This window comes from Paracoccus sigandri (genome assembly GCF_003709565.1).
GTDB lineage: Bacteria > Pseudomonadota > Alphaproteobacteria > Rhodobacterales > Rhodobacteraceae > Paracoccus > Paracoccus siganidrum.
In genome coordinates, this window is the sequence record NZ_QNRC01000009.1 from 94,734 (window position 1) to 117,182 (window position 22,449).

Below are 22,449 nucleotides of genomic sequence, written 5' to 3' on the forward strand. Positions count from 1 at the left end.
GCCCGGTCAGGCGGCGGCGAAGGGCAAGGCCAGCGGCAGCGATCCGGCGATGGTCTGGATATGGATCGCCCCCTCCAGCACATGGAGCTGCGGCGCCAGCCCCTGCCGGTCGCGCAGGTCCGCCGCGAACTGCATCGTCGCCGGGGCCGGCCCGTCCGGCGGCGGCCCGTCGCTGCCCGAGCGTTTCTCGCGATCCCCCAGCGCCATCAGCAGGGGCGGCGCGTCCTGCATCCGCCCGGCGGCATCGGCGATGCGGCGGATCAGCGGCTCGTCCCACCAGATCGAGGGGCTGATCGCCGCATAGCGCGCGAAGGCCCGCGGCCGCACCAGCAGCGCATAGAGCGTGAACAGCCCGCCGAAACTGTGCCCCCACAGGCTGCGGCGCGCGGGGTCGATCGCCAGCCCCTCCTCGGCCGCCGCGCGCAGCGGGCCGGTCAGGCGGTCCAGGAACAGCGCCGCGCCCCCGGCCATGCGCCCCGGATGGACCGGATCGGGGCGGATACCGTCGCCCGGCCCGTCGGGCGCGGTGAAATCCATCGTCCGCCGTTCCCGCGCGAACTGGCGGTCGGTGTCATAGCCGATGCCCGCCAGCACCAGGCCGGGCGCCATCGCCAGATGCTCGGGCGTCAGGAAATCGAAGGCGGCATTGCCGTCCAGCAGATAGAGGACCGGCCAGCCCCCCTGCGGCGCATTACAGCGCGGCACGGCCAGGAACAGCCGGTGGCCCGGCCCGCAATCGACCACCTTCCGCGACAGCCGGTGCGTGGGCGGATCACCCTCGAAGATGCGCAGCTCGGCCCGATTGCGCGCGTGATCCGGCCCGACGCGACCCCTATGCGACATGTTCACACCCCTTCTTCCCGATCCCGGCCCCTTCCGGCCAGCAGATGGTTGACAACCCTTGTCAGGAATATACTGCTGCGCGGGATCGAAGCCAGACCGGATCTCCGGCCAAGCCTGAAACGATCCTTATCCAAGGAGATCCGCATGACCATGATTTCGCGTCATTCCATCCGCGCCCTGTGCGGCGCATCGATCCTTGCCCTGACCCTGGCCGCCGGCCCGGTCCTGGCCGACAGCATCTTCACGCCGACCTCGGACGTCTTCGAAGGCTCGGTCAATGCCGGCGCGGCCGAGCGCGGCGCGCCGGTCTATCCGGGATCCGAGGCGGTCCTTTCGGGCGAGGGGCTGACCCCGGGCCAGCAGATCACCCTGATGCGCGGCACTACCGTGCTGAACGCCGACGGCCCGCTGACCGTCGATGACGAGGGCAAGGTCAGCTTCGCGCTGACCGTGGACGACGAAGCCGCGACCGGCGTGCATCCGATCGTGGTCATCGCCGAGAACCCCGCCGCCGCGACCGTGGCCGAGCTGAAGGTCTCGCCGCAGGTCCCGCTGTCGGGCGAGGCGGATTTCGCCATCGAAAGCCAGCCGGTGACGCGCGGCCTCTATCAGGTCGCCCACAGCCCGGAATCGGGGGCGCTGTTCGTGACCGCCGCCGTGGGCCGTCCGCCGGTGACGGAATCGGCACTGGTCAAGATCGATCCCGACACGCTGGAAACCGTTGCCTCCGTCACGCCCGAAGCCGCGCCCGCCCGCCCCGACGGCAGCGATGGCGGCCTCTTCGCGGTCTATGGCGTCGATGTGGACGACGAGAACGGCAATGTCTGGGTGACGAATACCCGCCAGAACACCGCTTCGGTCTACAGTCAGGACGACCTGTCGCTGGTCAGGCAGTTCGAGCCGGGCGCCGTGCCGCATCCGCGCGACGTGGTGATCGATCAGGCCCGCGGCCGCGCTTACATGAGCACCAGCTTCGAGCCGCAGTTGGAGGTGTTCGACATCAACACGCTGGAGCAGCTGGACCCGATCGAGATCACCTCGACCATCCGTCGCAGCCAGTTCGGCGCCCGCAGCGCGGATCTGGACATCGAGTCGGGCAAGCTGTTCTCGGTCAGCATCAGCACCCCGGAAGTGGCGGTGATCGACCTGGAAAGCGGCGATGTCCGCGTCCTGCAGGTCGGTCGGCTGCTGGCCGGGTCGGATTCGGCCTATGACCGCGAGGAAGGGCTGATCTTCGTCGTCGGACAGGGCAGCGACAACCTGCTGATCGTCGACGAGGAAAGCGGCGAGGTGCTGCATGACGTCCCGGTGGGCGCCAACCCGCTGAGCGTCACCTTCGACCCGGTCGGCCGGCTGGCCTATGTGGCCGTGCGCGGTGCGGACAGGCTGACGGTGGTGGATACCGACGGCCAGATCGTCGCCAACCTGGACGGCGGCAGCTATCCCAACCAGATCCGCATCCTGGGCGACGGCGCCGTCTATGCGATCAACAAGTCGCGCGGCGAGGATGACGCGAGGGGCGACCGCATCTCGCGCATCCGGCCCGCCGCTGAATAGGCCGGGCCCGACCATGCCACGGCGCGGGCGGCATCTGGCCGCCCTCGCCATCTTCCAGCCACGGCCCCGGATGCGGCCCCCAAGGAGATCCAAGATGCCGGGACTTCGCCCCATCGCCAGGCTGGCACTGGCCGTCCTGCTGCTGCCCCTGCTGCTGGCCGCCGCCCCCCTGCGGGCCGAGATCACCGTGACCGACCTGCTGGACCGCGAGGTCACGCTGCCGCGTCCGGCGCAGCGCATCGTGCTGGGCGAGGGGCGGCACATGACGGTGCTGGCGCTGCTGCATGACGACCCGGTCGCACTGGTGGCGGGCTGGCGGCTGGACAAGGCGCTGGACGCGCCGACGCTGGCCGCCTATCGCGCGCGCTTCCCGCAGATCGACGCGATCCGGCCGGTGGGTTCGGGCAATCGCGACATCTCGGTCGAAAGCGTCATCGCGCTTCAGCCCGACCTCCTGGTCCTGTCGCTGATGGACCGGGGCGATCCCGGCATGGACCGCGCCCGCCAGCAGGTCGAGGCGGCGGGTATCCCTGTGGTCTATGTCGATTTCTTCTCGCATCCGCAGGAAAACTCGATCCCCAGCCTGACGATCCTGGGCCGGCTGACCGGGGCCGAGAAGCGTGCCGCCGATTTCGCCGAATTCTACAATTCGCGGCTGGAGCGCATCACCGAAAGGCTGGCCGATCCGGCGATCACCCGCCCGCGGGTCTTCATCCACGCCCATGCCACGCCGCAGAACTGCTGCGCGACCGTGGGGGCGGGGGTCTTTCACGACTTCGTGACGACGGCGGGGGGCACGAATATCGGGGCCGAGGTGGTCAGGGGCGTGCTGGGCACGGTCAGCCTGGAATTCCTGATCGGCGCCGATCCCGACATCTATCTGGCGACCGGCGGCGCGCATCTGGGCGATCGCAGCGGGCTGGTGCTGGGCTCGGAGATCCCGGCCGACACCGCCGCGGCCAGCTTCCGGGGGCTGCTGGGCGCGCCGGGCTTTTCCTCGCTGCGCGCCGTCGAGGAGGGCCGCGCGGCCGGGATCTGGCACCTGTTCAACGACACGCCCGTCCATATCGCGCTGATCGAATACCTGGCCCGCAGCTTCCACCCGGACCTGTTCGCCGACCTGGACCCCGCCGAAACCCTGGCCGAGATCGACCGCCGCTTCCTGCCGGTCTCGGTCCCCGGCACCTGGTGGGTCGGGCCCGACGAATGAGCGCGCTGCTGCTGGAGCGATACCACCGCCAGAACCGGCGCCGCGCGCTGCTGGTGGGCGTCATGGCGCTGGTCGCGCTGCTGGGCGTGCTGCTGGACCTGGTGACCGGCCCGGCCGGGCTGCCGCTTGGCGACACGCTGCGGGCGCTGACCGGCACGGGCGAGGTCGCGCGCGCCACCGAGGTGATCGTCTGGACCGTGCGCCTGCCGGTGGCGATCATGGCGCTGCTGGTCGGCGCGGCCCTGGCGCTGGCCGGGGCCGAGATGCAGACCGTGCTGGAAAACCCGCTGGCCGAGCCCTTCACGCTGGGGGTCTCCACCGCCGCCGCGCTGGGGGCGGCGACCGCGATCATCCTGGGGCTCAGCCTGCCCTTCCTGCCGGCCAGCTGGTCGGTCTCGGCCAATGCCTTCCTGTTCGCGCTTGGCGCGCTGGCGCTGCTGCAGCTGCTGGGCCGGCTGCGCGGCGGCGGCCCCGAGGTGCTGATCCTGTTCGGCATCGCGCTGAACTTCGCCGCCGGCGCCTTCCTGTCGCTGCTGCAATTCGTGGCCTCGGCCGATGCGCTGCAGCAGCTGGTCTTCTGGACGATGGGCAGCCTTGCCGCCTCCAGCTGGCAGGGCGCGGCGATGCTGGCGGCGGTGCTTGCACTCTGCGCGCCGTTTTCCTTCCGCGCCGCCTGGCGGCTTACCGCGCTGCGCATGGGCGAGGACCAGGCCCGCAGCTTCGGCGTCAATGTCGAGTCGCTGCGCCGCTGGACCCTGCTGCGGGTCAGCCTGCTGGCCGCCACGGCGGTGTCGATGGTCGGCGTGATCGGCTTCGTGGGCCTTGCCGGGCCGCATATCGCGCGGCTTCTGGTGGGCGAGGATCACCGCTTCTTCCTGCCCGCCAGCCTCTTGACCGGGGCGCTGGTGATGTCGCTGGCCTCGACGCTGTCCAAGCTGGTGGTGCCGGGGGTGCTGCTGCCGGTGGGGCTGGTCACGTCGCTGATCGGGCTGCCGGTCTTCTTCGCGCTGATCCTGCGCGGCAGGGCGCGGCGATGAGCGGGCTGTCGATCCGCGATGTCTCGATCCGCTACGGCAAGCGGGTGGTGATCCGCGACCTGACCCTGCCCGACCTGCCCGCCGGCCAGGTCACGGTGCTGGCCGGGCCGAACGCGGCGGGCAAGTCGACGCTGCTCCGCGCGGTGGCCCAGCTTGGCCCCCATGCCGGGCGGATCATGCTGGACGATGCCGATCTGGCCCGGCTGCCGGGGCCGCAGCGGGCGCGGCTGGTGGGCTTCATGCCGCAGAGCCTGCCCTCGGGGTCCTCGCTGATCGTCCTGGAAAGCATCATCGCGGCCCTGCGCGCGGCGGGCGAGACCCCGGCGGCGCAGGCCGATGCGCAGGCCATGGCGGTGCTGGACCGGCTGGGCATCGGCGCGCTGGCGCTGAACCCGCTGGACCAGTTGTCGGGCGGGCAGCGGCAGCTGGTCAGCCTGGCGCAGGCCATCGTGCGCAACCCGCGCCTGCTGCTGCTGGACGAGCCGACCAGCGCGCTGGACCTTGCCCGGCAGGTGCGGCTGCTGGCCGAGCTGCGCCGCCTGGCCGCCGAGGGCCGGGTGGTGGTCGCGGTGCTGCACGACCTGGCGCTGGCGGCGCAATGGGCCGACCGGATCGTGGTGCTGCACCAGGGCGGGATCCACAGCGACGGCCCGCCCGAAAAGGTGCTGACCCCCGCCATGCTGGCCGAGGTCTACGGCGTCGAGGCGCGGGTCGAGCGCTGTTCGCGCGGCAACCTGACGATCCTGATCGACCGCGAACTGGCGCCGGTTCCCTAGTTTTGCGTCTGCGCGGACAGGGTTGAACTTCGGCCCCCGCATGGCCAGATTCCGACAAACCCGCCGGAAAGGACCTTGCAATGAACATCGGTCAGGCCGCCGAGACGACCGGGCTGCCGGTCAAGACGATCCGCTATTACGAGGATATCGGCCTGATCGCGCCGGACCGGGGCCAGAACGGCTATCGCGATTTCGGCGACGAGGACGTGACGCGGCTGCGCTTTCTGGCCCGCGCCCGCAACCTGGGCTTCTCGCTGGAGGAGTGCCGGCGCCTGATCGGGCTTTACTGCGACAAGAGCCGCGCCAGCCGCGATGTCCGCGCGCTGGCCGTCACCCACCTGGCCGAGATCCGCGCCAAGATCGAGGAATTGCGCAGCCTGGAGACGACGTTGCAGCAGCTGATCGCCGAATGCCCCGGCAATGACGATCCGCATTGCGTCATCCTGGGCCAGCTTGCCGGGACGCGCTGAGCGCCGCGTCCCTTCAGCAATCGCCGACGACGCGCCTGACCTTCAGGATATCGAAGTCGAAATGCCCCTCGACCAGGACGCAGCCGTGATCGGCATAGGCCTCGCGGATGCGGGCCAGATCGGCGGGCATGCCGCGCATCATGGGCGGCTCGGGCTGGTCGTGGATCGACAGCGGCCGGCCCCGCGTGCCCTCGGCGTCGACCGGAAAGACCCCGCGCCAGCCGCAGGGCGGCTGATAGCACAGCCAGGCGGTGGTGCCGACGCCCCAAAGCTGGTCCTCGGTCCCGGCATTCGCCTCATCGGCATGGGCGGGTGCCAGCAAGGCCCCCAGGACGCTTGCCGCAATCGTGAAACTGGCGCGCATGACTTCCTCCCTCACCTCCCGGCGCGGCGGGACGGTCCGCTGTCCATGTTATCCCGAAAACGGCCCGGCCGGACCGAAATTCCCGCCCGATGGTTAATTCGTTCCCACCGCGAGGGAAACCCGCGCGGGCAGGCAGAACTGGCCCCATATGGCATCCACATCTGGCCCTATCGTTTTCCGCCCCGCAGGCGCAACCTTGCCAGAACCAGCCAGGAGCCTCGCGATGACCCTCGATCTGAACCTCAACGACCTGACCCATGTGGTCGCCGCCGACCGCGAACATGTCTGGCACCACCTGAGCCAGCACAAGCAATACGAGACCACCGACCCGCGCGTCTTCGTCGAGGGCAAGGGCATGAAGCTGTGGGACGCAACCGGCAAGGAATTCCTGGATGCGGTCTCGGGCGGAGTCTGGACGGTGAATGTCGGCTATGGCCGCGAAAGCATCGCCAATGCGGTGCGCGACCAGCTGCTGAAGCTGAACTATTACGCCGGCGCCGCGGGCACCGTGCCCGGCGCGGTCTTCGCGCAGAGGCTGATCGAGAAGATGCCGGGGATGAGCCGGGTCTATTACTCGAACTCGGGTTCCGAGGCGAACGAGAAGGTCTACAAGATGGTGCGCCAGATCGCGGCGCGCCACCATGGCGGGCGGAAATGGAAGATCCTCTATCGCGACCGCGACTATCACGGCACCACGCTGGGAACGCTGGCGACCTCGGGCCAGGGGCAGCGGGCGGCGCAATACGGCCCCTATCCCGACGGCTTCGTGATGGTGCCGCATTGCCTTGAATACCGCGCGCAATGGGACGTGGAAAACTATGGCCAGCGCGCCGCCGACGCCATCGAGGAGGTGATCCTGCGCGAGGGTCCCGACACCGTCGGCGCCCTCGTGCTGGAGCCGGTGACGGCAGGCGGCGGGGTCATTACGCCCCCCGAGGGCTATTGGCAGCGCGTTCAGGAAATCTGTCGCAAATACGATATCCTGCTGCATATCGATGAAGTGGTCTGCGGGCTGGGCCGCACCGGCACCTGGTTCGGCTACCAGCAATACGGGATCGAGCCGGATTTCGTGACCATGGCCAAGGGCGTCGCCTCGGGCTATGCGGCGATCAGCTGCACCGTCGCGACCGAGCGCGTCTTCGAGATGTTCAAGGACGCGCCCGAGGACGGGATGAGCTATTTCCGCGACATCTCGACCTTCGGCGGCTGCACCGCCGGCCCGGTCGCGGCGCTGGAGAACATGCGCATCATCGAGGAAGAGGGCCTGCTGGAGAACTGCACCCTCATGGGCGACCGGGTGATGGCCAACCTGAACGCGCTGATGGAGAAGCACGAGGTCATCGGCGATGTGCGCGGCAAGGGCCTCTTCTGCGGCGCCGAGCTGGTCGCGGACCGCAAGACCAGGGAGCCGATGGACGAGAAGAAAGTGCAGGCGGTGGTCGCCGACTGCCTGTCGCAGGGGGTCATCATCGGCGCCACCAACCGCTCGATCGAGGGGCTGAACAACACGCTGTGCCTGTCGCCCGCGCTGATCGCCACGGCAGACGATATCGACCGCATCACCGACGCCATCGACGGCGCGCTGAGCCGCGTCTTCGGCTGAGGGCCTTGATCCGGGCCGCCGGCTGGGGCTTCATCGCCCCGGCAAGCCGCCCGGATCAGACATGCCTATACCGCCCGAAGCCTTCATCCTCGACCGCAGCGCGGCCATCCCGCTGCAATTGCAGCTGCGCCGCCAGATCATCGGGGCGGTGATCGCGGGCCGCTTCCGTCCGGGCGAGAAGCTGCCCTCGATCCGCGCGCTGGCCGGGCATCTGGGCGTCGCCCGCGTCACCGTGGCCCAGGCCTTCGCCGAGCTGGTGGCGACCGATTACCTGACCAGCCGCGACCGCTCGGGCCATTACATCTCGGAGGGGATCGAGCTTGGCCCCGAGGCCGGCCCCCCTGCCCCGCAAGCGGCGCGCTTCGACTGGGGCCAGCGCCTGGACGGCCGCTTCGCGCAGGCGCAGCGGCGCGATCGGGTGCGCGACTGGCGCCGCTTCCGCTTTCCCTTCGTCTATGGCCAGGCCGATCCCGAGCTGGTCGATCACGCCGCCTGGCGCGACTGCGCGGTCCGGGCGCTGGGGCGGCGCGAATTCGCCAGCCTGACCGGCGACCTCTACGGCGAGGACGACCCCGAGCTGATCGACTATATCGCCCGCCACATCCTGACCCGGCGCGGCATCCGCGCCCGCCCCGAGGGGATCCTGCTGACCCTTGGCGCGCAGAACGCGCTGTGGCTGATCTCGCAGGTGCTGCTGGGGCCGGGGCGGCGCTGCGCCATCGAGGATCCCTGCTATCCCGGCCTGCGCGAGATCCTGGCCCATAGCGGCGCGGCGGTCCATCCGGTCGCGGTCGACGCGCAGGGCCTGCCGCCCGACGCGATCCCGGCGGGCGTCTCGGCCGTCTTCACCACCGCCAGCCACCAATGCCCGACCAACACCACCATGCCCCTGCCCCGCCGCCGCGCGCTGCTGGCCCGCGCGCTGCAGGACGGCTTCGCGCTGATCGAGGACGATTACGAATTCGAGCTGTCCTTCGCCGGCGCGACCTCGCCCGCGCTGAAGGCCATCGACCAGAGCGGCGCGGTGATCTATGTTGGCTCGTTTTCCAAATCGGTCTTTCCGGGGCTGCGGCTGGGCTATGTCGTGGCCGATCCCGGCTTCGTCGCCGAGGCGCGGGCGCTGCGCGGGCTGTCGCTGCGCCATCCGCCCGGCCACATGCAGCGGACGCTGGCGCATTTCCTGTCGCTTGGCCATCACGACGCGCAGATGAAGCGGATGCGGCGCGGCTACGGCGAGCGGCGGGCGGTGATGCTGGAGGCGATCGGGCAGGAAGGGCTGGACCTGGCCCGCGACGGCGCCACCGGCGGCTCCAGCTTCTGGCTGGCCTCGCCCGTGCCCGCGCGCGCGCTGGCCCAGACGCTGAGGGCGCGCGACGTGCTGATCGAGCCGGGCTGGCCCTTCTTCGCCGATCCCGCGCGGGGCGACGGCTTCTTCCGGCTGGCCTATTCCTCGATCTCGGCCGCGCGCATCCCCGAGGGCATCCGCCGCATCGCCACGGCGATCCGCGAGGCGCGGGCCTGACGGGCTTGCGCTTGGGGCGGAAATCCCCTGTCCTGCGGGGCGCAGGCAAAAGGCGACAGGAGCGGCGCATGAAGGCGGTTTTCGACGACAGGCAGACCCGGCACGACCCGCAGTTCCGGCTGCTAGACGGCAAGGTGATCCAGAACCCCGACCGGCCCCAGCGCGTCGCGGAACTGCTGCGGGGCGCACGGGCGGCGGGCTGCCGGGTCCTGCCGCCCGAGGATCGCGGCATGGCGCCGCTGGGGGCGATCCACACGCCGCGCTATCTGGATTTCCTGCGCAGCATCCATGCCCGCCGCGCCGCCGAGGTCGCCGACCTGGCCGAGGTCGTGCCCTCGCGCTTCTGCCCCGGCCAGGGCCTGCATTATTCCGACATGACCGAGGCGCAGATCGGCTTTCACAACGCCGATACTTCCTGCCCGCTCTCGGCCGGCACATGGGATGCGGTCTACTGGTCGGCGCAGACCGCGCTTGGCGGCGCGGCGCTTCTGCTGGCGGGGGAAGGCGCGGCCTATGCGCTGTGCCGCCCCTCGGGCCATCACGCCTATCGCGAACTGGCGGGCGGCTTCTGCTTCCTGAACAATTCGGCCATCGCGGCGGAATACCTGCGCCGGAACGGCCATCGCCCGGCGATCCTGGACATCGACGTGCATCACGGCAACGGCACCCAGGGCATCTTTTATGACCGCGACGACGTGCTGACGGTCTCGATCCATGTCGATCCGGCGGAGTTCTATCCCTTCTATGCCGGCGGCGCGCAGGAATGCGGCACGGGGCGCGGTCACGGCTTCAACCTGAACCTGCCCCTGCCGCGCGGCACCGGGATCGAGGGCTATCTGGCCGCGCTGGACCGGGCGCTGCAGCGGATCGCCTGTTTCGGCGCCTCGGCCATCGTCGTGGCGCTGGGGCTGGATGCGCATGAGGGCGATCCGTTCCAGGGGATGACCATCACGACCCAAGGCTTCGGACACATCGCCGCGAATATCGCCGCCGCCGGCCTGCCGGTCCTGAACGTGCAGGAGGGCGGCTACATGCAGCCGGCGCTGGGGGACAACCTGGCCGCCTATCTGGGCGGGCTGGGCTGAGGACGGGTGCCGGAGGCCGAAACCAGAGCAATTTCCTAGGACAAATACGTCCGAGAATTTCTCTCAACTATTTGTTTTTCAATGTTTTTTATTGACGCTTCGGGAAAACGCCCCTATATCGGTCCCAGGATAGCCAGCCAGCCCGTGCCAGCCAGCCGCCCGCCAGATGAAGTCAGCAAGTCAGGAGAGATTGACATGGCCCATGCCGCTTGCAGCGCCTGCGCGTTCTATGAAGATCACGTCGCCAATTCGGCCAGCAACCTGCCGGATTCCGGCCTGTGCCGCGCGAACCCGCCGATCACCCAGAAGGATGCCGACACCCGCGGCTATTGGCCGGTGGTGCGTTCGTCCGACTGGTGCGGCCAATACGCGACCGCCTTCGCCGCCGAATAGGCGGCCCGCGAAACGGATGCCGGCCGGACGGATAAGGCAGCCCTCGGGCTGCCTTTTTCATGTCAGGGCAGCATCCCGTCCATCAGCGTGGCGACGGTCGCCTCGATCACCTGGTCCGCGCTGGCCGGGCCCGCCGGGTCGAACCAGTTGGCCAGCCCGTTCAGCGCCCCGGTCAGGGTGAAGGCCGCGATCCGCAAATCGCGGACCTCGAGCGACCCGTCCGCCGCGCCCTCGGCGATCACCTGCCGGATCAGCCCGTCGATTTCCCGCTTCAGCGCACGGAAGCGGGCGCTGCTTTCCGGTGACAGCTGGTGATCCTGCGTGCGCGCGACGCAGATGCCGTAATCGGCGACGATGACATGGGCATAGGCGGTCAGCATCTGCCGCAGCCGGTCGGCGCCCGAGCCGCCGCGCAGCGCCGCATCGCGGGCGGCACCGGCGATGTTGTCCAGCCCGCGCCGGGTGCATTCGAACAGGATTTCGTCCTTGCTGGCGAAGTAATGATAGATCGTCGGCTTGGTCACGTTCAGCGCCGCCGCGACATCGTCCAATGATGTCGCGTGAAACCCCCGCGCATTGAAGAACTGCGCCGCGGTCCGCAGCACCGCCTCGCGCTTGGCCGCGCGTTCGCGGGCGCGGGCGTCGCGTCCGGCCCAGGGGGTGGCGTCTGCGGTCTGCTCCACGATACGGCCTTTACTGTTGCGTTGGCATGTTACCAGGTAGTATAGACGCTACTGACAGGAATATTCCGCGTCAAGACCGGCAAGGGAGGGGGAACCATGCTGCTGACCGAGGAACAGGCGATGGTGCGCGACATGGCGCGCCGTTTCGCGGCCGACAGGCTGGCGCCCAACGCGGCCGACTGGGACCGGACGCATGAATTCCCGCGCGAGGTGATCGCCGAAATGGGCGGGCTGGGCCTGATGGGGATGCTGGTCCCCGAGGAATGGGACGGCGCGCTGTCCGACAGCATCGCCTATGCGGCCGCCCTGGAAGAGATCGCGGCGGGCTGCGGCGCGATTTCCACCATCATGTCGGTGCACAACTCGGTCGGCTGCGTGCCGATCCTGCGCTTCGGCAACCACGCGCAGCGCGAGGAATTCCTGCGGCCGATGGCGCGCGGGCAGATGCTGGGCGCCTTCTGCCTGACCGAGCCGCAGGCGGGCTCGGACGCCTCGGCGCTGCGCACGCGGGCAAGGCGGACGAATGGCGGCTGGGTGCTGAACGGGGTGAAGCAGTTCATCACCTCGGGGCGGAATGCCGACATCGCCATCGTTTTCGCCGTGACCGACCCGGAGGCGGGCAAGAAGGGCATCTCGGCCTTCATCGTGCCGACGGCGATGCCCGGCTGGCGGGTCGCCGCGATCGAGAAGAAGACTGGCCAGCACCTGTCCGACACCGCCCAGATCGCGCTGGAGGACCTGGAAATTCCCGCCGGCAACCTGCTGGGCGAGGAAGGCCAGGGATACCGGATCGCGCTGTCGAACCTGGAGGGCGGGCGGATCGGCATCGCCGCGCAATCGGTCGGCATGGCACGCGCCGCGCTGGAGGCCGCGCTGGCCTATGCGCGGGAACGCGAAAGCATGGGCCGCAAGCTGATCGACCACCAGGCGGTGGCTTTCCGGCTGGCCGACATGGCGACGCGCGTCGAGGCCGGGCGGCAGATGGTGCTGCATGCCGCGGCGCTGAAGGATGCCGGCCAGCCGGCGCTGCAGGCGGCCTCGATGGCCAAGCTGTTTGCCTCGGAAATGGCCGAGCGGGTGGCCTCGGACGCGATCCAGTGTTTCGGCGGTTATGGCTATACGCAGGATTTCCCGGTCGAGCGCATCTGGCGCGACGTCCGGGTCTGCCAGATCTACGAGGGCACCAGCGACATCCAGCGCATGGTGATCGCCCGGTCGCTGGCGGCATAGGATCAAACGGGGGAAGCAATGCAGATCGAAGGACAAGGTTTCGTCGTCACCGGGGCCGCCTCGGGGCTGGGGCTGGCGACCGCGCGCGCGCTGGTCGCGGCGGGGGGCCGCGTGGCGCTGTGCGACATCGATGCGGAACGCGGCGCCAGCGTGGCCGGGGAACTGGGCGCGGCCGCGCGGTTCCTGCGCACCGACATCACCAGCGCCCCCGAGGCCGAGGCCGCCATCGCGGCGGCGGCGGATTTCGCGCCGCTGCGGGGGCTGGTGAACTGCGCGGGCATCGCGACCGCCGCCAGGATCGTCGGCAAGTCCGGCCCGATGGATCTGGACAGCTATGCAAGCGTGATCGCGCTGAACCTGACCGGCACCTTCAACATGATGCGCCTTGCCGCCGCCGCCATCGCCCAGGCCGAGCCGCTGGAGACGGGCGAGCGCGGGGTGATCGTCAACACCGCCTCGGTCGCCGCCTTCGAGGGGCAGGTCGGGCAATCCGCCTATGCCTCGTCCAAGGGCGGCGTCGCCGCGCTGACCCTGCCCGCGGCGCGGGAATTCGCCCGCCACGGGATCCGCGTCATGTGCATCGCGCCGGGCATCTTCGAGACCCCGATGATGGCCGGGATGCCCCAGGAGGTGCGCGACAGCCTTGCCGCCGGCGTGCCCTTCCCGCACCGCCTGGGCCTGCCGGCGGAATATGCCGCGCTGGTCCGCCACATCATCGAGAACCCCTATCTGAACGGCGAGACCATCCGGCTGGATGGCGCGCTGCGCATGACCTGACAGGAGGCTGCCATGGAAGACCCCATCGTCATCGTTTCCGCGAAACGCACGCCGCTCGGCGGCTTTCAGGGCGATTTCGCCAGCCTGACCGCGCCGCAGTTGGGCGCCGCCGCGATCCGCGCCGCGCTGTCCGAATCCGGGTTGCAGCCCGAGGACGTGGACAGCGTGCTGATGGGCTGCGTCCTGCCCGCCGGCCAGGGCCAGGCCCCGGCGCGCCAGGCGGCGCTGGGGGCGGGGCTGCCCCTGGGCACGGTCTGCACGACGCTGAACAAGATGTGCGGATCGGGGATGCAGGCGCTGATGCTGGCCCATGACCAGATCGCGGCGGGATCATCTGCCGTCACCGTCGCGGGCGGCATGGAATCCATGACCAACGCCCCCTATCTGCTGGCCAAGGCTCGCGGCGGCTTTCGCATGGGGCATGGCGAGGTCAAGGACCACATGTTCCTGGACGGGCTGGAGGACGCCTATGACAAGGGCCGGCTGATGGGCACCTTCGCCGAGGATTGCGCCGAGGCCTATCAGTTCACCCGCGAGGCGCAGGACGAATATGCGCTGGCCTCGCTGTCGCGCGCGCTTGAGGCGCAGTCGAGCGGGCAGGCCGCGGTCGAGATCATCGGCATCGAGGCCCAGGCGGGCCGCGAGATCCGGCTGGTCGAGGCCGACGAACAGCCCGCCCGCGCCCGGCCCGACAAGATCCCCGGCCTGAAGCCCGCCTTCCGCCATGACGGCACGGTGACGGCCGCGAATTCCTCGTCGATCTCGGACGGCGCCGCCGCGCTGGTGGTGATGCGCCAGTCGCAGGCCGAGGCGCGCGGGCTGCATCCGCTGGCGCGGATCACCGGCCATGCCTCTTACGCGGGCAAGCCGGGGCTGTTCACCACCGCGCCGGTCTTCGCCATCCAGCGCCTGTTTCAGCGCACCGGCTGGCAGGCCGGCGATGTCGATCTGTTCGAAGTCAACGAGGCCTTCGCCGTCGTGCCGATGGTCGCGATGCGCGACCTGGACATCTCGCATGACCGGATGAACGTGCTGGGCGGCGCCTGCGCCATCGGCCATCCGATCGGCGCCTCGGGCGCGCGGATCGTGGTGACGCTGCTGAACGCGCTGCGCCAGCGCGGGGCCAGGCGCGGCGTCGCCGGGGTCTGCATCGGCGGCGGCGAGGCCACGGCCGTCGGAATCGAACTGCTCTGACGCGCGCCCCTGCCCCGTCCCGCCGGTTGAATTCCGGCGCGCGGCCCGCCTATAAGGCGGCCAGCATTCCGCCCGGCGTCCCGCGCCCGCCGGAAGCCAAGGGGGACGCGCAGATGCAGATGGCCAAGGCGGCCGACTTCACCATCCGGCTGGACGATCTGGGCTATGAGGCCGGGGGCCGTCCGGTCCTGTCCGGGCTGACGCTGCATTCCTCGGCCCGCCGCATCGGCGTGGTCGGGCGCAACGGATCGGGCAAGAGTACGCTGGCGCGGCTGCTGGCGGGGCTGCTTGCGCCCACCACCGGGCAGGTCAGGGTGGCGGGCATCGACGTCTTCCGCGACCGCCGCGCGGCGCTGGAAACCGTGGGCATCCTGTTCCAGAACCCCGAGCACCAGATCATCTTCCCCCGCGTCTCCGAGGAGATCGCCTTCGGCCTGCGCCAGCAGGGGCTGGACAAGGTGCAGGCCGCCGCGCGCTGCGAGGCGGTGCTGCGCTCCTTCGACAAGCCGCATTGGCGGGACGCACCGATCTCGGCCCTGTCGCAGGGCCAGAAGCACCTGGTCTGCATGATGGCGGTGCTGGCCATGCGCCCGCGCCTGCTGATCCTGGACGAGCCCTATGCCGGGCTGGACATCCCCACCCGCCGCCAGCTTGGCCGCTATCTGAACCGGGCGGGCACGCACCTGTTCCACATCTCGCACGAGCCCGCCGACCTGGAGGGCTGCGATCAGCTGTTCTGGCTGGACCGCGGCCAGATCGTCGCGCAGGGCGCGCCCGCGCAGCTGCTGGCCGACTTCACCGCCGAGATGAACCGGCTGGGGGACCTCGATGATATCGCTGACCTCGCCGGTTGAGACGCGCGCCCATCGCTGGCCCGCCGGGGTCAAGCTGGGGGCGCTGTGCCTGGCCTCGACCGGGCTGTTCCTGACCGGCAGCGCCGCCGTCCATGTCGCGGCGCTGCTTCTGGTGCTGGCGCTCTATGCGGCGCCGGGGCGGGTCTTCCTGCAGGCCGGGCTGCGCAGCCTGCGCGTGGTGCTGCCCTTCGTCGCCATCCTGCTGGTCTGGCACGCCGTCACCGGCGAGCTGCGCGCGGGCGCGCTGATCGTCCTGCGCATGGTCACGCTGGTCGCGCTTGCCAATCTGGTGACGATGACCACCGGGCTGGGCGAGCTGGTCGACCTGATCCGCCGCCTGACCGCGCCGCTGCGCCGCCTGGGCCTGCCCACCCATCTGCTGGAGACCGCCATCCCGCTGGTCATCCGATTCACCCCGGTGCTGGTCGCCCGCGCCGAAAACCTGGCCGAGGCCTGGCGCGCCCGGTCGCGCCGCCGCCCCGGCTGGCGGCTGATCCTGCCGCTGACCCTGCAGGCACTGGACGACGCCGATCATGTCGGCGAAGCTCTGCGCGCGCGGGGCGGCCCCCTTGGACCGCAATGACAGGAGTTTACCCCATGGAACGCAATATCGCCCATGTCGCCCTTTTCGCCGCGATGATCGCGGCCCTGGGCCTGGTGCCGCAGATCACGCTTGGCTTCGGCGTGCCGATCACCGCCCAGACGCTTGGCGTCATGCTAGCCGGGGCCGTGCTTGGCGCACGGCGCGGCGCGGCGGCGGCGGGGCTGTTCCTGCTGCTGGTCGCGCTTGGCCTGCCGCTGCTGGCGGGCGGGCGCGGCGGGCTGGGCGTCTTCGTCTCGCCCACCGCGGGCTTCGCGCTCGGCTTCCCGGTCGCGGCCTTCGCCACCGGCCTTTTCGTGGAACATGTCCGGCTGCGCTCGGCCGGGCTGGCGGCGGGGTTGGGCGCGGTCTTCGGCGGGATCGTGGTCCTCTATATCCTCGGCGCGGCGGGGCTGGCCATCGTCCTGGACAAGAGCCTGGCCGAGGCCTTCACCCTGGTCGCGGTGTTCATTCCCGGCGACCTGCTGAAGGCGGGCATCACCGGGATGCTGGTCCAGGCGCTGGCCAGGGTCCGGCCGCAGACGCTGGCCTGGCATCGCGGCGCGGCCGGCGCGGGCGACCTGCGCCTGTGAAGGACGCGGCCCGGCAGTGCTTCGCGCCCGCCCGGCCCGGCGCAGTGATCGGCTGCGGCGCGCGCAACCAGAACGCGGCCGCCCTGCGCGCGCTGCTGGACTGCCTGGCCCGCGGCCTGCCCATCCATGCCAGCCAGCAGGGCATCCGCCCCGCCACGCCCGATCCCGCGCCGTTCCTCTATTGCCAAAGCTCGGGCTCGGGCGGGCGGGTCAAGACGATCCGGCGCAGCCATGGCTCGTGGATCGCCAGTTTCGAGGTCAATCGCGACAGCTTCGGCCTCTCGGCCCATGACCGCTATGGCGTGCTGGGCAACCTGGGCCATTCGCTGTCGCTCTATGCCACGCTGGAGGCGCTGCATCTGGGCGCCGGGCTGCTGGTCCTTGCCGGAGACAGCCCGCGCAACCAGATGCGACAGCTGGCCCAGGCGGGCGTCAGCGTGCTCTACGCCACGCCGACGCAGCTGCGGCGGCTGCAACTGGCGGGCGGCCCTGGCCTGCCCGCCGTGAGCCATGTCTTCTGCGGCGGCGGCAAGCTGGACGACGCCTGCCGCGACGGCATGGCGGCGCTGTGCCCGAATGCGGCGATCCGGGAATTCTACGGCGCCTCGGAGACCAGCTTCATCACCATCGCCGATGCCGGAACCCCGGCGGGCTCGGTCGGGCGGGCCTATCCGGGGGTGCGGATCCGCCTGGGCGAGGCCGGGCGGATCTTCGTCGCCAGCCCCTATCTGTTCGACGGCTATCATGAGCCCGACCTGGCCCCGCCCCCGCGCGAGGGCAACCATATCGGCACCGGCGATATCGGCTGGCTGGATGCGGGTGGCCATCTGTTCCTGCGCGGCCGGGAAAGCCGGATGGTCACCGTCGCCGACCGCAACCTGTTCCTGGAGGATGTCGAGGCCGCGATGGCCGCGGCGGGCGCGGGCCCTTGTGCCGCCATCGCCCTGCCCGACCCGCAGCGCGGCCATGCGGTCATCGCCGCGGTCGAGGGCGCCCAGGACGACGCCCTTGCCGCCCGCCTGCGCCGCGCCTGCCGCGACGCCCTGGGCGATCATGCCGCGCCGCGCCGCGTCGTCTTCCTGCCGCGCCTGCCGCTGCTGGCCTCGGACAAGCCCGACCTGGCGGCGCTGGCGCGCCTGTTCGGCGCGGCGCCGTGATCGATCCGGTCATCGTCGCCGCCCGCCGCAGCGCCGTCACCCCGCGCGGCGGCGCCTTCCGGATGCTGGAGATCCACCAGCTTGCCGCCCCGGTCATGACCGATCTGCTGCGCGACGCGGGACTGCGCCCCGAGGACGTGGACGAGGTGATCCTGGGCAATGCGCTGGGGGCGGGCGGCAATCCGGCGCGAGTGGCCGCCCTGGCGGCGGGGCTGCCCGAGCGGGTGGCGGGCCTGTCCATCGACCGGCAATGCTGCGGCGGCCTGGACGCGGTCCTGCTGGCCGATGCGCTGATCCGCGCGGGGCGGCACGAGGTCGTCATCGCCGGCGGCGCCGAAAGCTGGTCGCGCCGCCCGCTGCGGCTGCGCACCGACCCTGACGGTGGCCCGCCCGCCGCCTATGAACAGCCGCCCTTCACCCCCTGGCCCGAGCGCGATCCCGGCATGACCGAGGCCGCCGAGGCCATCGCCGCCCGGCTGGGCATCTCGCGCGCGGAACAGGACGAATGGACCATCGCCAGCCATGCAAGCGCCCTGGCTGCCCTGCCCCGCATCCGCAGCGAAATCACTGTCATTTCAGATATATGCGCCGACAGTTTCACGCGCCGCATGAATGCGCGGACCTGCGCCCGCGCGCCGGTGCTGGCGGGCAGCGTCACCGCCGCCAATACCGCCGTGGCCGCCGATGGCGCGGGCTTCTGCCTGCTGGTCTCGGGCCGGGTCGCGCGGCGCCTGTCCACGCCCAGGCTGCGCATCCTCGCCGGCGCGACCCTTGGCGCCGATCCCGAACTGCCCGGCCTTGCGCCGGTTCCCGCCATCCGCGCGGTGCTGAAGGCCGCCGCGCTGACGCCCGACGCGCTAGATGCCATCGAGCTGATGGAGGCCTTCGCCGTCCAGGCCATCGCCTGCGCCCGGCTGGCCGGGCTGCCGGCGGACAGGATCAATCGCGGCGGCGGGGCGCTGGCACGCGGCCATCCGATCGGCGCCTCGGGCGCGATCAACCTGGTGCGGCTGTTTCACGAACTGGAAGCCGGGGGCCGGACCGGGCTGGCCGCCATCGCCGCCGCGGGCGGGCTGGGCACCGCCGCCCTGCTGGAACGCCTGGCCTAGAAGCCCCGAAAGCTGGTGAAGGCGGGCAGGTCCTCGCGCGCGGTGCGCAGGCCGTTTTCCGGCGCATCGGGATCGGGCCAGCCAAGCGCGATCCCGCAGACGACCATTTCCCGGTCCGGCAGGTCCAGCAGCCTGTGGACCGTCGGCCCGTAATTCGCCAGCGCGCCGATGCCGGTCGCGCCCAGCCCGCGATCCTCGGCCGCCAGCAGGAAGGCCATCAGGCTCATCCCCAGATCCATGAAGCCGCCCTTGCCCATGCCCCGGTCGATGGTCACGACCACGCCCACCGGCGCCCCGAAGAACGCATAGTTGCGCCGGAACTGCCGCCGCCGTCCCTCCAGGTCGCGCCGCTCGATCCCCAATTCCTGATAGAGCGCATGGCCCGCCGCCCGCTGCCGCGCCTTCAGCGCCGCGGGCATCGGATCGGGGAACCAGGAATATTCGGGCGCCTCGGGCAGGCCCGCCGCGATCGCCGCCTCAAGCCCTGCGACAACATCGCGCAGGGGCGGGCCGGTCAGCACGTGGAAATGACCGGGCTGCAGGTTGGCCCCGCTTGGCGCCATGCGCGCCAGCCGGCAGATCTCCTCGATCTCGGCGCGCGCGACCGGCCGGTCGCGATAGGCCCGAACCGAGCGCCGGCGCCGCATCAGGCTGCTGAAATCACGTTCCATTTCCCGCCTTGCGCAAGGGGCCGATGCGAGGCCGCGGCGCTTGCCGCAACGGATCGCGAACCCCGCGCAAATTGTCGGAGGCGACGCGGGGCGTCAAGCCGCGACCGATTCCCGACAATTGTTGTCGGAATACCACAGTCGCCGCGCCGGCCGATCACGGCTTCTTGACTTCGCGGCAGGGCTGGGGCCCCTGTCGCGCCCAAGGTGGTCTTTCGTTCCCCCGGTGCAGAATCCCCGTTTCCCGCGGATCGTGCCGGTGAAACGCCCGCACCGCTTCCATGCAGCTACGCCAGCTTCCCATGCCAGCAATGCCTCCTCTTTATCTGTAACCACGGAGTGAACAATGAGGTTCAAGGCGCAACGCTTGGCATCAAGCACCGCGATCGGACTGGCGCTGGCGATCCTGCCCGGCCAGCTTGCCGCGCAGGACACCGGCGAGACGCTGGTGCTGGACGATATCGTCATCACCGCGCAGGAACAGGTCAAGCAGGCGCTCGGCGTCTCGCAGATCACCGAGGAGGATCTGGAGAAGACCCCGGTCGTCAACGACATTTCCGAGGTCGTCCGCAAGATGCCCGGCGTGAACCTGACCGGCGCCACCGCCTCGGGGCAGCGCGGCAACCAGCGCCAGATCGACATTCGCGGCATGGGACCGGAGAACACGCTGATCCTGATCGACGGCAAGCCGGTCATGTCGCGCAACTCGATCCGCATGAGCCGCAACGGCGAACGCGACACGCGCGGCGATTCCAACTGGGTGCCCGCCGAGATGATCGAGCGGATCGAGGTCCTGCGCGGACCGGCTGCGGCGCGCTATGGCTCGGGTTCGTCGGGCGGCGTGGTCAACATCATCACCAAGCGCCCGGACACTTTCTCGGGCCAGGTCGGAATGCATTACAATTCGCCGGAAAGCCGCAAGGAAGGCGACACGGTGCGCTCGAATTTCATGCTGGCCGGCCCGGCGGGCGAGAATTTCACGTTCCGGCTGTTCGGAAACCATAACAAGACCGACGCCGACGCGCCCGACATCAACCTTGTCCCGGTGCTGGACGATGACGGCAATCCGGTTCTGGACGAGGAGGGCAACCCTACCTTCCGCAACCTGGCGGGACGCGAGGGTGTCGTCAACAAGGACCTTGGCGCGCTGCTGACCTGGCACGTCGCCCCCGGCCATGAGATCGACTTCGAAGCCAATTTTTCGCGTCAGGGCAACATCTTCGCCGGCGACACCATGTTCGGTTCGGTCATCGAGGACGTGAACGGCACCAACCTGATCGGCACCGAGACCAACCGGATGTATCGCCGGACGCTGGCCCTTACCCATCGGGGCGAATATGATTTCGGTGACTCGCTCAGCTATCTGCAATGGGAAAACACCCGCAACACCCGTTTCTGCGAAGGCACGGCGGGCAGCGTAGAGGGCTCGATCACCGGCTGCGTCGATACGGATGGTGACGGTGAACACGATGCGCCCGGCTACAGTACCGCCAAGCTGGATAACGTAGCCGCTAAAACCGAATGGAACATGCCCATGGATCTGGGCACAAAGCGCAGCCGCGTGACCTTCGGTGCCGAATATCGGGGCGAATTCATGGAGGACTCGGTTTCGATCCGCGGAAACCTAAACAATCCGGACGGGACGCCCAACGAAGAACTGGGAGAAGAGTTTGATATCGATCCAGTTGGCGAGAACCGCGATCCGAAGGTCGACCAGCACACGATCGGTCTCTATGTCGAAAGCAATATCGAATGGAACGACCGGCTGACGCTGACCCCGGCGCTGCGTTTCGACTATAACGACAATTTCGGCAGCGCGTGGTCGCCCAGCCTGAACGCCACCTATGCCTTCAATGACGAATGGTCGATGAAGCTGGGCGTGGCGCGGGCCTTCAAGGCGCCGAACCTGTTCCAGCTGAACCCGAACTATGTCTACACGACCATGGGCAACGGCTGTCCCTATGTCGATGGCGAACGCCTCAGCGGTCCCTGCTATGTTCTGGGCAACCCGGATCTGGAAGCGGAAACCAGCGTCAACAAGGAAATCGGCGTCGCCTATCAGGGCTTCAGCGGCATCGACGCCAGCCTGACCTACTTCCACAACGACTACAAGAACCGCATCGCCTCGGGCCAGATCCAGTACAACCCCGGCGCCGAGACCAACCGCCTGTTCCGCTGGGACAACCAGGAAAAGGCCGTCATCTCGGGGCTGGAGGGCAATTTCTCGACCCCGCTGGGTGATCGCTTCGCCTTCAACGCGAATTTCACCAAGATGATCAAGTCCGAGGACGGCGACGGCCAGCCGCTGAGCCTGGTGCCGGATCATACGATCAACGCCTCGCTGGACTGGTACGCGACCGAGGCGCTGACCCTGACGCTTTCGGCCACCCGCTATGGCGAGATCGAGGCGGCCACCGCGTCGAACACCACCGGCGGCGTCTACGAGGACCCGGAAAATCGCCCCGGCTATACGTTGGTCAATCTGGGCGCAAGCTGGGAGATCACCGATACCGCGCGGCTGTCGGCCGGGGTGACGAACCTGTTCGACAAGCAGATCCTGCGCACCAATACCAGCGACGGCGCCAACACCTTCAACGAACCGGGCCGGGCCTTCTATATCTCGCTCAACAAGTCCTTCTGAGCGGGCGGCCTGCCCGTTCCTTGCGCCGTCCCGGAAACGGGGCGGCGTTTTTCGTCGGAAGCAGCGATTGAACCATTCTGTTCTTGGCGCGACCGGGCTGCGG

Annotated in this window: 22 protein-coding genes; 18 read left to right on the plus strand and 4 right to left on the minus strand. The window is 69.7% G+C overall.

What is annotated here, in order from left to right; translation table 11 throughout:
- Nucleotides 1–6 precede the first annotated feature (6 nt).
- Nucleotides 7–843: an alpha/beta hydrolase gene (locus tag C9E82_RS10460; RefSeq protein ID WP_119898568.1), complete on the minus strand. Its 837-nt coding sequence runs from the start codon at nucleotides 841–843 to the stop codon at nucleotides 7–9.
- 144 nt (nucleotides 844–987) lie between these two features.
- Between C9E82_RS10460 and C9E82_RS10465 the strand changes: the two genes are divergently transcribed.
- The 5 genes from C9E82_RS10465 (at nucleotide 988) to C9E82_RS10485 (ending at nucleotide 5,893) form a co-directional block, all read left to right on the plus strand.
- Nucleotides 988–2,400, plus strand: coding sequence for a YncE family protein (locus tag C9E82_RS10465; protein ID WP_122449263.1), 1,413 nt, complete (start codon nucleotides 988–990; stop codon nucleotides 2,398–2,400).
- A gap of 94 nt (nucleotides 2,401–2,494) precedes the next feature.
- On the plus strand, nucleotides 2,495–3,610 hold the full coding sequence (locus C9E82_RS10470) for an ABC transporter substrate-binding protein (RefSeq protein ID WP_122449264.1): 1,116 nt from the start codon (nucleotides 2,495–2,497) through the stop codon (nucleotides 3,608–3,610).
- Entirely contained in the window at nucleotides 3,607–4,647 is a 1,041-nt protein-coding gene (locus C9E82_RS10475; RefSeq protein WP_119897020.1) for a FecCD family ABC transporter permease, read from the plus strand. Before C9E82_RS10470 ends, C9E82_RS10475 begins: the two co-directional genes overlap by 4 nt.
- Nucleotides 4,644–5,423, plus strand: a complete 780-nt coding sequence (locus C9E82_RS10480; protein WP_119897019.1) for an ABC transporter ATP-binding protein — start codon at nucleotides 4,644–4,646, stop codon at nucleotides 5,421–5,423. Before C9E82_RS10475 ends, C9E82_RS10480 begins: the two co-directional genes overlap by 4 nt.
- Nucleotides 5,424–5,503: 80 nt before the next feature.
- Entirely contained in the window at nucleotides 5,504–5,893 is a 390-nt protein-coding gene (locus C9E82_RS10485) for a Cu(I)-responsive transcriptional regulator (protein WP_119897018.1), read from the plus strand.
- A gap of 13 nt (nucleotides 5,894–5,906) precedes the next feature.
- Here the strand turns inward: C9E82_RS10485 and C9E82_RS10490 are convergent, their stop codons facing one another.
- Complete coding sequence (locus C9E82_RS10490; protein WP_119897017.1) at nucleotides 5,907–6,257, minus strand: hypothetical protein; 351 nt, start codon at nucleotides 6,255–6,257, stop codon at nucleotides 5,907–5,909.
- Between the two features lie 223 nt (nucleotides 6,258–6,480).
- Between C9E82_RS10490 and tpa the strand changes: the two genes are divergently transcribed.
- From tpa to C9E82_RS10510, 4 genes are all read left to right on the plus strand, one after another.
- Entirely contained in the window at nucleotides 6,481–7,860 is a 1,380-nt protein-coding gene (gene tpa / locus C9E82_RS10495) for a hypotaurine--pyruvate aminotransferase Tpa (RefSeq protein ID WP_119897016.1), read from the plus strand.
- Nucleotides 7,861–7,921: 61 nt separating this feature from the next.
- Nucleotides 7,922–9,382, plus strand: coding sequence for a MocR-like pyridoxine biosynthesis transcription factor PdxR (gene pdxR / locus C9E82_RS10500; protein WP_119897015.1), 1,461 nt, complete (start codon nucleotides 7,922–7,924; stop codon nucleotides 9,380–9,382).
- A gap of 68 nt (nucleotides 9,383–9,450) precedes the next feature.
- On the plus strand, nucleotides 9,451–10,467 hold the full coding sequence (locus tag C9E82_RS10505; protein ID WP_119897014.1) for a histone deacetylase family protein: 1,017 nt from the start codon (nucleotides 9,451–9,453) through the stop codon (nucleotides 10,465–10,467).
- A gap of 195 nt (nucleotides 10,468–10,662) precedes the next feature.
- Nucleotides 10,663–10,860: a hypothetical protein gene (locus C9E82_RS10510; protein ID WP_119897013.1), complete on the plus strand. Its 198-nt coding sequence runs from the start codon at nucleotides 10,663–10,665 to the stop codon at nucleotides 10,858–10,860.
- A 62-nt stretch (nucleotides 10,861–10,922) separates the two neighbouring features.
- On the opposite strand, the gene C9E82_RS10515 is transcribed toward C9E82_RS10510, so the two are convergent.
- The gene (locus tag C9E82_RS10515; RefSeq protein ID WP_205962138.1) at nucleotides 10,923–11,543 is read right to left on the minus strand and encodes a TetR/AcrR family transcriptional regulator; all 621 of its coding nucleotides are present in this window, start codon (nucleotides 11,541–11,543) and stop codon (nucleotides 10,923–10,925) included.
- 96 nt (nucleotides 11,544–11,639) lie between these two features.
- On the opposite strand from C9E82_RS10515, the gene C9E82_RS10520 reads away from it, so the two are divergent.
- The 8 genes from C9E82_RS10520 (at nucleotide 11,640) to C9E82_RS10555 (ending at nucleotide 19,037) form a co-directional block, all read left to right on the plus strand.
- Nucleotides 11,640–12,773, plus strand: a complete 1,134-nt coding sequence (locus C9E82_RS10520; RefSeq protein ID WP_119897011.1) for an acyl-CoA dehydrogenase family protein — start codon at nucleotides 11,640–11,642, stop codon at nucleotides 12,771–12,773.
- An 18-nt stretch (nucleotides 12,774–12,791) separates the two neighbouring features.
- Nucleotides 12,792–13,550, plus strand: a complete 759-nt coding sequence (locus tag C9E82_RS10525; RefSeq protein WP_119897010.1) for an SDR family NAD(P)-dependent oxidoreductase — start codon at nucleotides 12,792–12,794, stop codon at nucleotides 13,548–13,550.
- Nucleotides 13,551–13,562: 12 nt separating this feature from the next.
- Complete coding sequence (locus C9E82_RS10530; protein WP_119897009.1) at nucleotides 13,563–14,744, plus strand: acetyl-CoA C-acyltransferase; 1,182 nt, start codon at nucleotides 13,563–13,565, stop codon at nucleotides 14,742–14,744.
- 113 nt (nucleotides 14,745–14,857) lie between these two features.
- Nucleotides 14,858–15,598 carry an energy-coupling factor ABC transporter ATP-binding protein gene (locus tag C9E82_RS10535; protein WP_338068083.1) on the plus strand — a complete coding sequence of 247 codons (741 nt, stop codon included), beginning with the start codon at nucleotides 14,858–14,860 and terminating at the stop codon, nucleotides 15,596–15,598.
- A complete protein-coding gene (locus tag C9E82_RS10540) occupies nucleotides 15,573–16,181 on the plus strand; it encodes an energy-coupling factor transporter transmembrane component T family protein (RefSeq protein ID WP_119897008.1) in 609 nt (202 codons plus the stop codon). The genes C9E82_RS10535 and C9E82_RS10540 overlap by 26 nt, the downstream gene beginning before the upstream one ends.
- Nucleotides 16,182–16,195: 14 nt before the next feature.
- On the plus strand, nucleotides 16,196–16,771 hold the full coding sequence (locus tag C9E82_RS10545; protein ID WP_119897007.1) for a biotin transporter BioY: 576 nt from the start codon (nucleotides 16,196–16,198) through the stop codon (nucleotides 16,769–16,771).
- Nucleotides 16,768–17,928 carry an AMP-binding protein gene (locus C9E82_RS10550; RefSeq protein ID WP_119897006.1) on the plus strand — a complete coding sequence of 387 codons (1,161 nt, stop codon included), beginning with the start codon at nucleotides 16,768–16,770 and terminating at the stop codon, nucleotides 17,926–17,928. The genes C9E82_RS10545 and C9E82_RS10550 overlap by 4 nt, the downstream gene beginning before the upstream one ends.
- Nucleotides 17,925–19,037, plus strand: coding sequence for a thiolase family protein (locus C9E82_RS10555; protein ID WP_119897005.1), 1,113 nt, complete (start codon nucleotides 17,925–17,927; stop codon nucleotides 19,035–19,037). The genes C9E82_RS10550 and C9E82_RS10555 overlap by 4 nt, the downstream gene beginning before the upstream one ends.
- Here C9E82_RS10555 and C9E82_RS10560 read toward each other — a convergent pair.
- The gene (locus C9E82_RS10560) at nucleotides 19,034–19,708 is read right to left on the minus strand and encodes a nitroreductase (RefSeq protein ID WP_119897004.1); all 675 of its coding nucleotides are present in this window, start codon (nucleotides 19,706–19,708) and stop codon (nucleotides 19,034–19,036) included. The genes C9E82_RS10555 and C9E82_RS10560 overlap by 4 nt on opposite strands.
- Nucleotides 19,709–20,072: 364 nt before the next feature.
- Between C9E82_RS10560 and C9E82_RS10565 the strand changes: the two genes are divergently transcribed.
- Nucleotides 20,073–22,346 carry a FepA family TonB-dependent siderophore receptor gene (locus tag C9E82_RS10565; RefSeq protein WP_240643438.1) on the plus strand — a complete coding sequence of 758 codons (2,274 nt, stop codon included), beginning with the start codon at nucleotides 20,073–20,075 and terminating at the stop codon, nucleotides 22,344–22,346.
- Nucleotides 22,347–22,449: the final 103 nt, after the last annotated feature.